Raw genomic sequence first — 18,248 nt, forward strand, 5'->3', positions numbered from 1 at the left:
GGCTGGATTTGCAAGTGGCTACCTTTGCGCAGCGCTACCTGCCAAGGACGAGCAGCGGGCGCGTTTAAGCCGCCGAAGTAGAGAAATCTGTGCCGCCGGTACAGCCCTATCGACAGGCGCACGGTCGACTGTTACCCATGGGACCAATGCCATGTTGTGCAACCCAGGGGGATTCTCATGACCGATCTGACAACCGTCTTCGCCGTTCCCGTCGGCTCGTTCCGCTTTCACTATGATGCGGCACGGAATGTTTTTTACTACGCCGACGGCGGAATGCTGAAGAGCTACAACCCGCTGACCCAGACGACGACCACCCTGGTGACCCTGAGCGGGACGATCGGGGATTTCGGCCTCACCGCGGACGGCAGCCAGCTTCTGATCGCCATGGCGGATATCGTCAGAAATGCCGACGACTCCAAGTCTTACAGCACGCTCTATCGCATCGATATGGCGACGGTGAACGATCCCGGCACATTCGACGTCGTGCACTATCAGGCCAGCTATGTGTCGCGCGCCGCCTTCGATCTGGCCATACTGGCCGACAATCAGGTCGTCATGTCCGTCGGAACGCAAAACGACGGTATCGATGTTGTTTTCCCTGCCGCTACAAACAACTTCATCAGCTATGATGGCAACCAACCGCTGAGTGGAAGTCATATCATCCGCTCGGAACACGGCCGCTACGCCCTGGTCCAGCAAGCTGGTTTTTCAAATGGTCAATTCCAGATTTACGATTCCCAGACCGACCAGATTATAGCACTCGGTGAGGCCTATACCTCGAACTTCGGGCGTGGCGATATTAGTGAGACCGCAGGCCTGTTGTTCATGTTCACCTGGCGGGGGCATACCATCCTCGATTTCAATCTCGAGGTTGTGGAGGTCATCGACACGGACTCCTGGACGCTGGACGGCAAGTTTAGTGCTAACGGCCACCAGCTCTTTCTGTGGGACGGTGCGACCGGCCAGATTGAGGTCTACGACACAAAGAGCTGGACGCAAATCGGCTCGGCGCAGGCTATCACGACCGGTCTGACAAGCTATGAGGAGAGCCTGCCGGGTGGTGGGCGCTATCCGGTCGGCATCATGGAGCTGTCGGCCGATGGCCGCTTCCTGTTCCTTGAGACCAAGACGGGGTATGAGGCGGTCGATCTGGCCAGCCGCCTGACGACGTCGCAGAGCGGCACGACCGATGATGATGCGCTGTTCGGTACCCAGGGGCGGGATACGATCCAGGGCCTGGGTGGTAATGACACGCTCAGCGGCTTGGGCGGCACAGATTCGCTGGATGGCGGCGAGGGCAATGACAGTCTCAGCGGAGGCGAGATCGGTGATACGTTGAACGGCGGCGCCGGAAACGACACCCTGTCCGATGGCTGGAACGGCCAGTTGAACGGCGGTGCCGGGGATGACCGGCTGGAAAGTACCCGTGGGGCGGACACGATCGACGGTGGTGACGGCGTCGACCTGTTCTATCTCGACCTGACGACCGGGGACGCGGCCATGCTGTTCGATATGAGCCAGGCCGGGACCGCGACGGGGGCGACTCTGTCGACGGGGCTCAGCGTCGGGAACGTCGAGAAGGTCTTTGCCTGGGGGGCGAGCCAGAACGATACCTTCATCGGGAGCGCCGGAGGAGACACCTTCTTCGGTGGCGTCGGAAATGATTCCTACACGGGCGGTGCGGGGGCCAACGCCTTCGATGGCGGTGAGGGAAATGACTGGGGGAGCGCCAGCACGGGCACGTCCGCGCAAATGGGCGGCGGTGGCGGCAACGACACGCTTGCGGGCGGCGCCGGCGCGGATAACCTGTCAGGTGGGAATGATAACGATCTGGTGTCGGGCGCCGGCGGTGCCGATACCCTACAGGGAGGTGACGGAGCCGATACGGTCATTGGAGGCGCCGGTGATGATAATGTTTCAGGTGGTAGCGGCAACGATCTGCTGAACGGCGGTGCTGGCAATGACACATTCACGGGATCTACTGGGACTGACACAGCGTCCTATGCCGACGCGGCTTCGGGTGTAAGTGTCGATCTGAGGTTGCTGGTGTCTCAGAACACCCTGGGCGCCGGCGAAGACAGATTGTCAGGGGTTGAAAACCTGGTCGGATCGTTCACGACCGATGCGCTGACGGGCGACGACGGTGACAACCTGCTGAACGGCGAGGGCGGCAACGACTATCTGGTGGGCTTGGGCGGCAAGGATACCCTGAACGGTGGCGCCGGCGGTGACGATCTGCGGGCGGGTGCCGGCGATGACTCCGTTTCCGGAGGCGACGGTGAAGACCTGATTTTCGGCCAGGACGGCGCGGACCTGCTGTCGGGCGGCGCCAATGCCGACAGGCTGTTGGGCGGGGCCGGCAACGACCTCCTGAATGGCAATGAAGGCGAGGACATTCTGACCGGGGGCGCCGGCAATGACACTCTGGTCTCCAGCGACGGCAATGATACGCTGGAAGGTGGCGATGACGATGACTTGCTTACCGATACGATCGGCAGCGGCTTCATGTCCGGCGAAACCGGCAATGATACGCTATTCGCCGGCGGTGCCAACGACGTGCTCAGCGGTGGTTTCGGGAATGACAGCCTGACGGCGGGAGACGGCAACGACACGATCTATGGCGGCGACCAGATCAATGATGATGGGGTTGACACCGTCCTGGGTGGCGCCGGGAATGACGAGATACACACGCATGGTGGTGATGCCATCGATGGCGGCGAGGGATCGGACATTTTGTATGTCCACGGTTTTGAGTCGACAACTGCCATCAGTATCAATGCAGGCGCCGGCGGAAATGTTGCGGGCATTGAAGCCATCAGCTTCCAGGGCGGTGGTTTTGCCGACACTCTGATCGGTAGTGAAGGTGGCGACACCTTCCTTGGCGGTGAACGGGATGACACGGCCCTGGGCGGCGCCGGCGCGGATATCCTGCACGGGGAGGCCGGCGACGACGGCATGGACGGCGGTGACGGCAATGACAGCCTGAACGGCGGTGACGGAAAAGACAATCTGTCGGGTGGAGCGGGGGATGATACCCTGGCCGGCGGAGCCGGGGATGACATCTACTGGGTCGATGCGATCGCAGACGTGGTGATCGAAGCGGCCGGGCAGGGCGACGATATCGTCAATACGACCGTCAGCCTCATCCTGGCAAACGGCGTGGAGCGATTGAAACTGGCGGGGGGCAATAACATCAACGGCACGGGTAATGCCGGTGCCAACAGTATGGGCGGTAACGCCGGAAACAACCTCCTGGACGGGGGCACTGGCAATGATACCCTGGTTGGGCTTTCGGGCGACGACACCTACATTGTCGAGGCCGTCGGCGACCGGGTTTTCGAAAATGCAGAGGCGGGCACCGACCTGATTCTGGCTTCAGTGAGCTACAACCTGGGTATAGATATCGAGAACCTGACCTTTACGGGTGCGGGCAATCTCACCGGCAATGGCAATAACATGGCCAATGTTTTGACCGGGAACTCGGGTAACAACTGGCTGGAAGGTGCGGCGGGTGTCGATACTCTGATCGGCGGACTGGGCAATGACACCTTCGTGGTCGATAGCGAAGATAGCGTCGTGGAAAACGCCGGCGAAGGCAATGACTGGGTTCTGGCCGCGCGCAGCTATACCCTGGGCGCAAACCTCGAACACCTTGCATTGTCAGGCAGCGGCAACTTCACCGCAACCGGCAATAGCCTGGCCAACCGTCTCGGCGGCAATTCCGGCAACAATGTGCTCGACGGGCAGGGTGGCAATGACACCCTGGCGGGTGGTTTGGGGAACGACACCTATGTCGTTGACGCCGCGGGAGACGTGGTAACCGAAAATGCATCGGAGGGTACCGATACGGTGCGGTCTTCGGTCAGCTTCGTCCTGGGGAGCAACCTGGAAAACCTGACCCTGACGGGGGGCGCATCTGTCAGCGGCACGGGCAATGGTTTGAACAATACCCTGACCGGCAATGCCGCGAATAACCTGCTGGACGGCGGTGCCGGTGGTGACCGCATGGTCGGTGGTCTGGGTGATGATACCTACATTGTCGACAATGCCGGCGACAGCGTTGGTGAAAACCACCTGGAAGGCACCGACACCATCCTTTCGTCCGTGAGCTATTCGCTGTTCGGCCGGGCGGTGGAGATTCTGACCCTGACGGGCACGGGCAATCTGACGGGCACCGGCAACTCGCTGAACAATGTGATGACCGGGAATGGTGGTAACAACACGCTCGATGGTGCGGCCGGCAACGATGTGCTGGACGGAGGAGCCGGGATTGATCGCCTGCTCGGCGGGCTGGGCGACGACACCTATTATGTCGACAATGCCAGCGACAGTGTCGGTGAGAACCACCTCGAAGGTACGGACACCATCATCTCGTCGGTGAGCTATTCGCTGTTCGGACGGGCGGTCGAGGTGTTGACCCTGACCGGAAGCGGCAACCTGAATGGCACCGGCAATTCGCTAAACAACACGCTGAACGGCAATGCCGGCAACAATGCGCTGGACGGCGGCGCAGGTGTGGACAAGCTGGTCGGTGGGCTGGGCGACGACACCTACTATGTCGACAATGCCGGCGACAACGTCCAGGAACAGCATCTGCAGGGCACCGACACGGTGTTCAGCTCGGTGACCTATTCACTTCTGGGCCGTGCGGTCGAGGTTATGACCCTGACCGGCGCTGGCAACATCAACGCCACCGGCAACTCGCTGAACAACAGCCTGACAGGCAACAGCGGCAACAACCGTCTGGACGGTGGGGTCGGCAACGACACCCTAGCCGGTGGGCTGGGATCGGATGTGTTTGTGTTCATGGCCGGTACCTGGAAGGACACGGTCACCGACTTCAGCGCGGCGCAGAATGACAGCATCGACATCCATGCCATAACCAATGGCGTGGCCAACAATGCCATGGTCACGCAGGTGGGGGGCAATGTGCTGATCAACCTGGGCGGCGGCAATACGGTGACTGTCCTGAGCGCGACCCAGGCCGACGTGCTCAGCCACATCGTCTGGTAGGTCAGCCGGTATTCCAGAAACACCGTTTTCAAATCCGTGGACTTAACGTAGTCTCCCCCTGTCTTTTTTATAAGGGGGGAGACTATGTCCGTACTTTCCGGCAAGCGCGATGACGCGCACACATCGGCTCTGCAACTGGATCTGTTGTCGGGCGCGCCGACTCTGGCGGTCCAGGGGGCTGTGACCCAGGCCAGTTATAACGGCACGTCAGGTAACGACACCTACGGTGGCACCGGCAGCGCCGATTCCATTTCCGGCAATGACGGCAACGACACCCTGTCCGGGGCTGCCGGCAATGACACGATCAATGGCGGAACGGGCGACGACAGTCTCGATGGTGGCATCGGGCTGGACACACTGCTTGGCTACGAAGGCAATGATCTGCTGAACGGTGGCGATGGCAACGACTTTCTCAACGGTGACGGCGGCGTCAGCTTTGGCGCCGATACGCTGAACGGCGGCGGCGGCAACGATACGCTCTGGGCGACGGCAGGTGGCGATGTCGTCGACGGTGGCGACGGTGCGGATACGGCGTTTGTGTCCTTCGCCACGGCAACTTCGGGAGTGAACCTGAATACGGCCGGCGTTTCCACGGCGACGGGCGGTATCCTGTTTGACGGAACGATCCTGAAGAACGTCGAAGCGATCGGTGTTTTCGGAAGTGCCGGCAACGACACGTTTTCGGGCGGAGCCGCCAAGGACAGCTTTGCCGGCGGCGACGGCGACGACTGGGCCAGCGTCGGCAGCAGCCTGGCGGCCAGTCTCTCGGGGCAGGGCGGCAATGACACCCTTGTCGGGGACGGGGTGACGGACAGCCTGAGCGACAGCCTGAGCGGCGGAGAGGGGGACGACCTGGTCTCCTCGGGAGCAGGACACGATTTTATCTATGGCGACGGCGGAAACGATACTCTGCGCGGGGATGCGGGAGGCGACCGGATATGGGGCGGTGATGGCAACGACCTTATCGAGGATTCGGCGGGCGCCGGAAACACCATCTGGGGCGAAGGCGGCAATGACACCATTACCACCGGATTGGAGAGCGATTCAGTTTCCGGAGGCGATGGCGACGATCTGATCACCGACGCGGCCAGCGGCGGTTTTATCACCGGCGAAAGCGGCAATGATACATTGACCGCGGGTGATGGTGATAACCTGATGACCGGCGGTGACGGTAACGACTCGATCGCGGCTGGAGCCGGCGACGACACTCTGGAAGACGACTTTTTTGGCGGCGGCGTTGGGGCCGACACGTTGGATGGCGGTGCCGGCAACGACAAGATCACCAGCCGCGAAGGTGCCGATCAGATTGACGGCGGCGCGGGCACGGATTGGCTCTATCTTCGCCGCGGCAGTGCGACGGTGGGCTTTGCCTACGATGTCGCTCAGGCCGCGACGGCGACCGGTTTCGCCCTGGGCGACGGCGCGTTCGTCCGAAATGTCGAGGCCGCCTATGTCTGGGGCGGGGCGGGCAACGATACCTTTATCGGTGGCGCAAGTCTGGATAGTTTTGTCGGCGGCGCCGGCGATGACTGGGCCAGCACGGGCCAGGGAAGTTCCAACACGCTGGAGGGCGGCGCCGGCAACGACACGCTGACCGGCGGCAATGGCAATGATTATCTCAACGGCGATGCGGGAAGCAACCAGGTAACGGGTGGCGCCGGCAAGGACACCCTTATGGGAGGCAATGGCGCAGATATCCTTCAAGGCGGCACCGGAAACGACGAAATCTCCGGCGGTCAGGGGCGGGATACGGCGTCCTATGCCGATGCGACGGCCGGAATTTATGTGACGCTAGATGTGCAGGATGGTTCCGCTCAATATACGGGGGTTACGGGTTCCGACATCCTGTTCTCGATCGAGAACCTGACCGGTTCCGCCTTTAACGATACCCTTATCGGAAACGAGCAGGACAATCTGCTGGACGGGGGCGCCGGCAATGATCAGGTGACCGGCTGGGACGGCGCCGACACGCTTCAAGGCGGGGGCGGCGACGATACCTTGATCGGCGCCAACGGGATGGACAGCCTCAATGGCGGAGCCGGAAATGACAGCCTGATGGGCGACAATACCGATGGCTCGGATGGCGCGGCGGACACCTTTATCGGTGGTGACGGCGACGATCAGTTGACCAGTTTCGGCGGCTCCGACCTTATCGATGGTGGCGCTGGCGCGGACTTGCTGTACTTCCATCGCTGGAACGACACGGTAGGCCGGGTGATCAATACCAGCGGTTCAGATACGGCTGACGGTATCGTCCTGTATGACGGTACCACGGTCAAGAACGTGGAAAATGTGTATGTCTATGCCGGAACCGGCAACGACACCTATACCGGCGGTGCGGGAACGAATGTCTTCGATGGTAGCGGCGGAGACGACTGGGCGAGTTCCGGTAACGGCATCCGCAATACGCTGGTCGGTGGCGACGGCAATGACACCCTTATCGGCAACGGTCAGCTTGACCAACTCTACGGCGGCGCCGGGGCGGATACTCTCTCGGGCGGTGGTACGGAAGATACCCTGTATGGCATGGACGGCAACGACACGCTGAACGGGGGGGAGGCATATGATCACCTGATCGGCGACGCGGGCGATGACGTCCTCGATTCCGGGACCACCGGCGGTTATATGGCGGGAGGTGACGGCAACGACCTGCTTATCGGGGCAAGCTATGGGGATTACATGACAGGCGGCGAAGGTGTCGATACGGCGTCCCTGATCCGAGCGGATTACGGAGTTTCGGCCAATCTGGCGAACGCGTGGTCTTCGACCGGTCACATGTTCTTTTCCATCGAAAACCTGATCGGTTCAGCATACGGTGATGACCTGACCGGCGGTTTCGATGACAACCGGCTGGACGGCGGCGATGGCGATGACCTGCTATCGGGGTTAGGCGGCCGCGATACCCTGGCAGGGGGCAACGGCAATGACACCCTGTATGGCGGCAGCGAAGATGATGAGCTGTCGGGAGCGGACGGCAACGATTCTATGTATGGTACTCTTGGGGGCGACACGCTGACGGGCGAAGAGGGCGACGACCATCTGGATGGGGGGGAAGATGGCGATAGGCTTGCGGGCGGTAACGGCGCCGATACCCTGTACGGTGCCTCTGGAGGAGACAGCCTGGATGGTGGTGGTGGCAATGACAGCCTGGTAGGAGATATACCCGCGGATCTGACCAGCAACGATACGCTGAGCGGTGGCGACGGGGATGACAATATCGCCAGTCAAGGCGGCACCGACCAAGTCGACGGTGGGGATGGAAACGACATTCTCTATCTCTTCCGGACGGCTGCCGAAACCGGGCTGCTGATGGATATGAGCCTGGCCGGAACCTCGGAAGGTGCGGTCCTGTCCGACGGTTCCACAGTAAAAAACATTGAAAACCTCTATGTGATCGGCGGGACTGGAAACGACACCTTCGTCGGTGGTTTCGGCAACAATGCCTTTTCCGGTGGGGCTGGTAACGACCAGGCCAGCCTGGCGGCAGGATTGTCGAACAATCTCAACGGCGATGCCGGAAACGATACCCTGTCGGGGGGAACTGGCGGCGATCTGCTCATGGGCGGCGACGGCAGCGACAGCCTGGACGGTGGCGACGGCAACGACACCCTGACCAGCGGTACCGGTCCGGATGAGAGGCTTAGCGGTGGTGCGGGTGATGATGAGATCTGGAGCGAAGGAAGCTCCAATCTCTCTTATGGCGGCAGCGGCAATGATACCTTTACCGTCGGCAGCGCGGGCAATGCCACGCTTTACGGTGACGCCGGCAACGACTCTATGCTTGGTGGCGCCTTGAACGACGTGATCCTTGGAGGTGATGCCGGCAATCTCGATTACGGCAATGATACGATCTTCGGTGACCTCGGCGACGACATGGTGTCCAGCGGCGGTGGAACGGATGTGCTGGATGGCGGCGACGGGTTGGATGCGTTGCAACTTCGGTGGGCGGATTCCAAGATCAGTATTGCCCTCGACATGACACAGGCCTGGACGGCGGCCGGGGTTACCCTGGCCAATGGTACGGTGATCCGTAACGTTGAATTCGCCGACGTTATGATGGGCCATGGCAATGACACCGTCATTGGCGCGGGCAATAGCGACTTTGTCTGGGGAGGCGGTGGCGACGATCTGATCCTGGGGGGCGGAGGGTACAACGACTACCTTGACGGTGGCGACGGTATCGACACGATCAGCTACGCCGACGCGCTCAGCGGGGTTACGATTTCCCTCGCCTTCAGCGGCCCGCAATCGACCGGTGGCGTGACTAACGACATGTTGCTCGGTTTCGAAAACCTGACCGGCTCGGGGTTCAATGACAAGCTGACCGGTGATGCCAACGCCAATCGCATCGATGGCGGCGCGGGTAGTGACCGGATGGTCGGCGGGCTGGGTGACGACACCTACTATGTCGACAATGCTGCGGACAGCGTCGGTGAAAACCATCTGGAAGGTACTGACACGATCCTTTCGTCGGTCAGCTATTCGCTGTTCGGACGCGCGGTTGAGGTCCTGACTTTGACCGGGACCGGCAACCTGACCGGCGCAGGCAACTCGCTGAACAACCTGATAACCGGCAACAGCGGCAACAACACGCTGGATGGTGCGGCCGGCAATGATGTGCTGGATGGCGGCGCGGGAATTGACCGCCTGCTGGGCGGGCTGGGTGACGACACCTACTATGTCGACAATGCTGCTGACAGTGTTGGTGAGAACCATCTCGAAGGCACAGACACCATCATCTCGTCGGTGAGCTATTCGCTGTTCGGACGGGCGGTCGAGGTGTTGACCCTGACCGGGACCGGCAATCTGAACGGCACCGGCAACGGACTAAACAACACGCTGAATGGCAATGCCGGGAACAATGTGCTGGACGGCGGCGCAGGCGTTGACAAGCTGGTCGGTGGGCTGGGTGACGATACCTACTATGTCGATAATGCGGGCGACAACGTCCAGGAGCAGCATCTCCAGGGCACCGACACGGTGTTCAGCTCGGTGACCTATTCACTGCTTGGCCGCGCGGTGGAGGTCATGACGTTGACGGGCGGGGGCAACAACAACGCCACCGGCAATTCGCTGAACAACAGCCTGACCGGCAACAGCGGCAACAACCGGTTGGATGGTGGCGTCGGCAACGACAGCCTCACGGGTGGGTTGGGCTCGGATGTGTTCGTGTTCATGGCCGGTACCTGGAAGGACACGGTCACCGACTTCAGCGCGGCGCAGAACGACAGCATCGACATCCATGCCATCACAAATGGCGTGGCCAACAATGGCATGGTCACGCAGGTGGGCGCGAATGTGCTGATCAATCTGGGCGGTGGTAATACGGTGACGGTGCTCGGGGTGACTCAGGCCGATGTGCTCAGCCATATCATATGGTGACCATGACGCCGGTTTGCGACCCCGCACGCCGGCGCACTTGCCTGGCTCCACATTTCATTCTTATTTTTTCGCGGGCATAATTTACGCCCAGGGCAGATAAGGAAAAAGTTTCATGTCTATGACAGAGGAAATTTGCCGTTGGGCCTATGCCAGGGCCATGCGTCTCGAACACATCCGCCAGGCTTTGGAAAACTATGGTCGGGCTGTCTTTATCGATGACTTCATGCAGGATACCGAAGTCCTGCCCGTGCCGCATCGGTTTGTGCTGTCGCGGGTGGATATCTCCGCCGCGACCGGTCACGCGCTGACCTACTGCAACGGCGTCCGCGTCGCCTGATCTACGGATTTTTCGTGTTTTTACTTCCCGCTGCGCATCTCGTCATGGCGCAGTTGCCGGTAATATCATAATGTAGCGACGGCCGGAGCCCGCTTCGGCCGTTCAGTATGTGTGCCTTATCGTTCCAACCGTGTTTGCAGGCAGGCCATGGCTGATTTTACCGTAGAACCCGTCGAGACCGTCAACACCACCACCGCCGGCACGCAAAGAGCGCCCGAGATCACGGGGCTGGATGGCGGCGGTTATGTCGTCACGTGGTACGGCAGCACGGCCGCGCTGGGCACCGTCCTGTACGCTCAGGTCTATGACGGCGAGGGCGACAAGCTAGGCGGGGAGATCGTGGTGGCCGACCATCTGCCGGCGACTGGCGCCGATGTGGCGGCCGAGACCGGCGGCGGCTTCTTTGTGGTCTATACCGACTCCGGGTCGAAGTTCGGTATCGCCGATGATCCGAGCGTGATCGTGTCGCGCAAGTTCGACGCGTTGGGCAACGCGTTGTTTTCGCCCTATACGGTCAGTGCGGCGCCGGTCTACGACCAGATCAATCCCGACATTGCCCGCCTCAGCGACGGTACCTTCATGGTTACCTGGAGCGGGCAGCAGTACCCAAGCAACGCCGATCACAACCTGCATGGCCAGAAGCTGAATATCTACGGCCAACGCAGCGGCGAGATACGTTACCTGGCCACAACCCTGTCCTATGAGGGCTGGGCGCCCAATCCCAATGCCGGCGACAGCGGCAGCAGTGTCGCCGGCAGGCCCGGTGGTGGCTGGATCGCCGGCTGGATGACCGGGCGGTCGACCAGCACATCGTTCCTGAGCCTGCAGGCCTATGATGCCTCCGGCGCTTCCGTCGGGGTGCGGGTCGAGGTGAAGCCGGGCACCTATCCGGTGTCGTCGTTCGATGCCGATATCTCGGTGCTGGGGGATTTCAAGGTCGCCTTCAACAGCCAGTCGCGGGTGTTCGTGGCCGATCTGTCGACCGGAGTGGTGGCGTCGTTCGATCCCAATGCGTCGGGGAATACCGGCTTGCTGGCCGATATCCAGGGCCTCCCGGACGGATCGCTGCTGGTGACCTGGACCGAGGTCGATGGCGGCAGCGGCCTGCTGAAGGCCGGGATATTCGACCAGGCCGGGGCGGCGCTGAGCATGGTCGTGACGGTGACCGGCGCGGGGAACAACCGCTATGTCACGGCGACCCTGCTGTCGGACGGCAATGTCGCTCTGGCCTGGACCGATACGGCCAGCAACGATATCGAAACCACCGTCCTAATGCGCAATCACGGGCCGGAACTGACCGGCGCGGCAGGGATTCTGGAGACCGGAACCGAGGATACGGTCTATACCATCAGCGCGGCGGACCTTCTGGCCGGCTATACAGACGCGGACGGCGACAGCCTGAGCACTCACAGCCTGAGCATCGCGGGCGGCGTCCTGGTCGACAACGGCGACGGCAGCTATAGCTGGACGCCGCCGGCCAACTATTTCGGTCCGGTGAGCCTTGGCTATAAGATCTCAGACGGGCGGGGCGCCAACCTGATCGTGACGCGCAGCTTTGACATTACGCGGGTGATCGACACGCTCTTCAGTTCGCACTCGACGATGCTGGATCAATATTCGGAAAACCTGACCCTGACGGGCCGAGGCAATATCAAGGGCGTCGGCAACAACTGGGACAACATCCTGACTGGGAACAGCGGCATCAATACGCTGGAAGGCCAGTTGGGCAACGACACCTACTATGTTCAGAACAGCGAGGACCGTATCGTCGAATACCGCGGTGGCGGAGTCGACGTGGTGTATGTCTCGGTCAATTACAGCCTGGTCGGCGGCGATACCGAATATCTGTATCTGACCGGGACGGCCGACTTGAATGGCTGGGGTAACTATTCCGCGAACACCTTGATCGGCAACAGCGGTGCCAACCGGTTGAGCGGCGACCGCGGTCACGACCGGCTGGACGGCGGCGGCGGGGCGGACACCCTGATCGGGGCCACGGGGAACGATACCTATGTCGTCGACAATGCCGGCGATGTCATCAGCGACCAGGACGAGAACTTTTTCAGCGGCGGCACCGATGTGGTCGAGGCCTCGGTCAGTTGGACCCTGGGCGCGGACCTGGAGCAACTGGTCCTGACGGCGGCGGCGGCGATCGATGGAACCGGCAACGGTTTGGGCAATGTGCTGACCGGCAATAGTGCGCGCAACGTGCTGAGCGGCGGTCTGGGCAACGACACCTATTATATCCAGAACGAGACCGACCGCGTGGTCGAACTGCATCACGAAGGCGACGACACCATTTATTCCTCGGTCAGCTATTCGCTGTTCGGACGGGCCGTGGAGACGCTTATTCTGACCGGGACGGGGCATCTGAATGCAACCGGCAATTCGCTGAACAATACCTTGACCGGAACCTCGGGCAACAATGTGCTGGACGGCGGGACGGGCGGTGACCTGATGACCGGGGGGCTGGGGGACGACACCTACTATGTCGACAACATCTACGACAATGTCGCCGAACTGCACCTGCAGGGCACCGACACGGTCTACGCCTCGGTGACCTATTCCTTCTTCGGGCGGGCGGCGGAAGTGCTGATCCTGACCGGGGCGGGGGACATCAACGGCACCGGCAATTCGCTGGCCAATACCGTGATCGGAAATACGGGAACGAATGTGCTGGACGGGGCCGGCGGCAAGGACACGTTGACCGGCGGCGGCGGGGCAGATGTGTTCCTGTTTTCGGCCGGCAGCGGGACGGATACCGTGGCCGATTTCAGCGCTGGCGAAAATGACACCGTCAATGTCAATGCCTATACCCACGGCGTAGCCGATGCCGGGCTGGTCAGCCAGGTGGGGGGCGATGTGGTGATCACCCTGGGGAGCGGCAACATCGTCAAGGTCTTGAATGCGACGCAGGCTGACGTGCTGGCCCACATGGTGTGGTAATGCCGGACGGCAGGAAATAAAACCGTTTCCGGCGGGTTAATTTAGGATTAAACTGCTTTTCAAGTTAAACTGTGGGAGGGTGTCATGTCGCGACTTTCTGTAAAGCGTAGTGAGGGGACGGTACTGTCGCTTGCCGATTTCGGCGGTTCGTTCATGTGGGCTGACTATGTCGGCACCACGGGCAACGACACCTATGCCGGTACGTCCGGCGTTGATTCCATTGTCGGCGATGCCGGCAATGATACACTGGGCGGAGGAAGTGGCAGCGACGTCATAAGGGGCGATGACGGCAATGACAGCCTGAATGGCGGCGATCAAAACGATGTGCTGGTCGACGACATAGCCGGCCAGCCTTACGGCAACGACACGCTTTACGGCAATCTGGGCAACGACACGCTCTACAGCTATGGCGGCAGCGATATTCTGGACGGCTATGTCGATACCGATATGGTGGTCTATGATCGTTCGACGGTTTCGACGGCTATGTTGATCGACGCACGGGGCATGACTTCGACGATAGGCGTGACACTGAGTGACGGTACAATCATCCGCCGGGTCGATTACGGCGCCTTTACCACCGGAAGCGGCGACGATACCTTTTATGGTCATATAGGCAGAGATACGTTCAGCGGCGGCGGCGGCGCCGACATCGCGTACGGCGGGAACGATTTTAATCTGCTGCAGGGTGACGACGGTAACGATACCCTGACCGGGGGCAAGGGTAACGACACTCTGGAGGGCGGCGACGGTGACGACAGTCTCGATGGGGCCGACGATACGGACAGGTTGTACGGGTACGGCGGCAACGACACACTGACGGGTGGAGCAGATAACGACTTTCTTTACGGCGGTGTGGGCGATGACAACCTGTCCGGCGGAATTGGTTTCAACCGTTTGTTCGGGGAGGACGGTAACGACATCATCGAGGGCGGGAGCGGCGGTGATGAATTGGATGGTGGCGCCGGGATCGATACGGCGAGCTATCTTCATGCCGGCGGAAACGTTGCGGTCAGTCTGGCGGTATCGGGCTACCAGAATGTCGGCTCCGAAGGGTCGGACTCGCTGACGGCCTTCGAAAATCTGACCGGTGGCTTCGGTTACGACACGCTGACCGGCGACGGCGGAAACAATGTTCTGGACGGCTCCGGAGGTGTGGACAGCCTGATCGGGGGACTGGGGAACGACACCTATTATGTCGACAACAGCGCAGACAAGATTGTTGAATTCAGCGGAGAGGGCACCGACACGGCCTATGTCAACGTCACCTATTCGATATCCGGTCGGCAGGTGGAAAACCTGATCCTGACTGGTAGCGAGGATCTGGGCGCAACCGGCAATTCTTTGGCCAACAGCCTGACCGGTAATTCGGGAGACAATCTCCTGAATGGCGACACTGGCGTTGACACCGTCACCGGTGGACTGGGCAATGACACCTATGTCGTAAATGTCGCGGGTGACGTTGTGATCGAGGCGGCCGGGGAGGGCGATGACCTTGTCCAGGCTTCGGTGAGCTATGGGTTGAGCGTAGAGGTCGAGCGGCTGGAACTGATCGGCACTGGCAATGTCAATGGAACGGGCAATGCCCTGAACAATGTTCTGACGGGCAACGCCGGCAATAATGTGCTGGACGGCGCTTCCGGTGTCGATACGATGATCGGTGGGCTGGGCAATGACAGCTATTATGTCGATGATCTGGGCGACGTGGTTACGGAAGCGGCAGGTCAGGGGACGGACCTGATCTATGCCGGCATGTCCTATTCGCTGGCCGGAAAACTGGTCGAAAACCTGATCCTGACGGGGACGGCGAACCTGAGCGCTACCGGCAATACGCTAGGCAACGCTCTTACAGGTAATGCCGGCAACAACGCCCTGAACGGCGGTGCTGCCAAGGACACGATGGCCGGCGGGCTGGGCGACGACAGCTATTGGGTCGACAATACCGGCGACAAGGTGGTCGAAAACAATGGCGAGGGTTTCGACACCATCTATGCCAGCGTGACCTATAACCTGACCGGGCGTTATGCCGAGGTTCTGGAACTTACCGGCGCGGCGAACATCGACGCCGCCGGCAACAGCCTGGGCAATACGCTGCGGGGCAATAGCGGCAGCAACACTCTGAACGGGCTGGGCGGCAACGATATCCTGACCGGCAATGGCGGGCTGGACACCTTCCTGTTCCAGACCGGCAGCCGCTCGGACACCATTACCGACTTCACCGTGGCGGACGGCGACCTGATCAATGTCAACGCCTATACCGGCGGGGTGGCCAATAGCGGCCTGGTCAGCCAGGCCGGTCTGAACGTGGTCATCAACCTGGGCGGTGGCAACCTGATCACCGTTCTGAACGCGGCTCAGGCCGATGTGCTCAGCCACATCGTGTGGTAGCAGGCGTCCGGTCTTCGCCTTTGTTTAACTGCCGTGGTGCATGGTTTCGCCCGGAGGTGGGACTATGACGACATCGATCTGGACTCTTGCGGACGGCAAGGCGCCGGTTCTGGCCCTCTATGAGGGCGGGCCGGAGAACGACACCCTGAGCGGCGACACGGCTGACGACACCCTGTATGGCTATGGCGGCGATGATGAGCTGTCAGGCGGCGGCGGTAACGATACCCTGTACGACGGCGATTTCGGGCAGGACGGCAGTGATACGCTCAGTGGCGGCGACGGCGACGACGTGATCTACGTCCGCGGCGGCTATGGCGAAATGATCGATGGCGGCGATGGGACGGATACCCTGATCCTGGACCGCTCACATGACGAATATGGCGGTGTCTACTGGCTGGGCCAGGTCTATCTCGACGAGTACGGGGGGACCATGGTTACCGGTATCGAAGCCTTCCATCTGATCCTGGGAGGTGAGCGCAACGAGGTCTATGGGTCCGCCGGCTATGACACGATCGAGGGCGGGAACGGCGAAGATCTCATCTGGGCGCAGGGGGATATCTCTGGTGGCGATGGCGACGATCAGATCGTCGGGGGCGTCTTCGATAGCCTCTTCGACGGCGGCGACGGCAACGACAACCTGATCGGCGGCAGTGGAACGGACCTCATCGAGGGCGGTCTGGGCGACGATATCGTGGTGGGCGGTTCCGGCGATACCCTGGACGGCGGTGCGGGCTTTGACCGGCTGGGCATCCGAGTCGCGGGCAACCTGGTTTTCGACCTGCGTATCGAAGGAGCGCAGGAGACCGGCGCCGGGATCGTGTTCGCGACCGGGTTCGAGGGACTCTTCGGATGGACCGGCAGTGATCACCTGACGGGAACCCGTCGCGGCGACTACCTTGACGGCATGGCGGGCGCGGATACGATGATTGGCGGGTTGGGGGCCGATACCTATGGGGTATCCACACTTGACGACCTTATCGTCGAAGCGGCTGGCGGTGGGCGCGACCTGGTCCGTGCGGCGGTCAGCTACACCCTGGGAGCGGTACTGGAGGACCTGATCCTGACTGGTTCCGGGGTGATTGACGGCACGGGCAATGGCTGGGCCAATAGTATCACCGGCAATAGCGGCAACAACCTTCTGGATGGCGCCGGCGGGGCGGATACGCTGTCGGGCGGCGCCGGAAACGACAGCTATGTCGTTAATACTGCCGCGGACAGCGTGGTCGAGGCCGCGGGGCAGGGGACGGATACGGTGCTCAGCAGCGTCACCTACGCGCTGAGCGGTCATGTCGAGAACCTGACCCTGACCGGGACGGCGAACATCCACGGTACGGGCAATGCCCTCAACAATGTGCTGACCGGTAACGCCGGCGACAACCTGCTGCGCGGCGGCCTCGGTGACGACACCTATTATGTCCAGAATGCCGGCGATACGATCAGCGAACTGAGCGGCGAAGGTAACGACCATGTCATGGCCGGACTGTCGTTTTCGCTGGCGGGAAGCCAGACCGAAATCCTGACCCTGACGGGGGGCGGCGATTTTACCGCCACCGGCAACGGCCTGGCCAACCGGCTGAACGGTAATGCGGGCCACAATGTGCTGGATGGCGGGGCGGGCCATGATACGATGGCCGGGGGAGCGGGGGATGACACCTACTACGTCCAGACGACCGGCGACGTCGTGGTCGAGGCCAGCGGCTTCGGGACCGATGTCATTTATGCGAGCGTCGATTACGACCTGGCCGGACGGTATGTCGAAACCCTGACCTTGACGGGAATCAGCAATATCAAGGCGATCGGCAACAGCCTGGCCAATACCCTGAACGGGAATGCCGGCAACAATGTGCTGGATGGCCGCGGTGGTAATGATGTTTTGAGCGGCGGCGCGGGCGCGGACCGTTTCGTCTTTGGTTTTCCCAGTGGTGCCGACACCATTACGGACTTCAGCAAGGCGCAGGGCGACTGTATCGACGTCCATGGCTATATGCATGGCGTCACCAATGCATCACTGGTGACCCAGGCCGGCGGTTATGTGCTGATTGACTTCGGCAGTGGTCACGTTATCACTGTGCTGAATACCCTGCGGGCGGACGCCCTGACTCAGATGGTGTGGTAAGACACGGGCTTACGCCTTTTTCAGATATGACTCAAAAGGCAGTGGGCAAATCACCGGATTTATCCTAGT

General features: G+C 61.2%; 6 protein-coding genes. All 6 read left to right on the top strand.

Annotated features, from left to right (window positions below; translation table 11 throughout):
* The first annotated feature begins 177 nt into the window (after positions 1 to 177).
* The 6 genes from ABAC460_RS49805 (at position 178) to ABAC460_RS39155 (ending at position 18,179) form a co-directional block, all read left to right on the top strand.
* Entirely contained in the window at positions 178 to 5,013 is a 4,836-nt protein-coding gene (locus ABAC460_RS49805; protein ID WP_023454203.1) for a beta strand repeat-containing protein, read from the top strand.
* An 84-nt stretch (positions 5,014 to 5,097) separates the two neighbouring features.
* Positions 5,098 to 10,395, top strand: a complete 5,298-nt coding sequence (locus ABAC460_RS49810; RefSeq protein WP_023454204.1) for a calcium-binding protein — start codon at positions 5,098 to 5,100, stop codon at positions 10,393 to 10,395.
* Between the two features lie 112 nt (positions 10,396 to 10,507).
* Positions 10,508 to 10,732 carry a hypothetical protein gene (locus ABAC460_RS39145; protein ID WP_155914671.1) on the top strand — a complete coding sequence of 75 codons (225 nt, stop codon included), beginning with the start codon at positions 10,508 to 10,510 and terminating at the stop codon, positions 10,730 to 10,732.
* Positions 10,733 to 10,879: 147 nt separating this feature from the next.
* Positions 10,880 to 13,678 (top strand): cadherin-like domain-containing protein, encoded by a 2,799-nt coding sequence (locus ABAC460_RS49815; RefSeq protein ID WP_023454206.1) that lies wholly within the window; start codon positions 10,880 to 10,882, stop codon positions 13,676 to 13,678.
* Between the two features lie 84 nt (positions 13,679 to 13,762).
* A complete protein-coding gene (locus ABAC460_RS39150) occupies positions 13,763 to 16,063 on the top strand; it encodes a beta strand repeat-containing protein (protein WP_155914672.1) in 2,301 nt (766 codons plus the stop codon).
* Between the two features lie 64 nt (positions 16,064 to 16,127).
* On the top strand, positions 16,128 to 18,179 hold the full coding sequence (locus ABAC460_RS39155; protein WP_023454208.1) for a calcium-binding protein: 2,052 nt from the start codon (positions 16,128 to 16,130) through the stop codon (positions 18,177 to 18,179).
* Positions 18,180 to 18,248: the final 69 nt, after the last annotated feature.

The sequence above is a fragment of the Asticcacaulis sp. AC460 genome (assembly GCF_000495795.1).
In the GTDB taxonomy this organism is placed as follows: Bacteria; Pseudomonadota; Alphaproteobacteria; order Caulobacterales; family Caulobacteraceae; genus Asticcacaulis.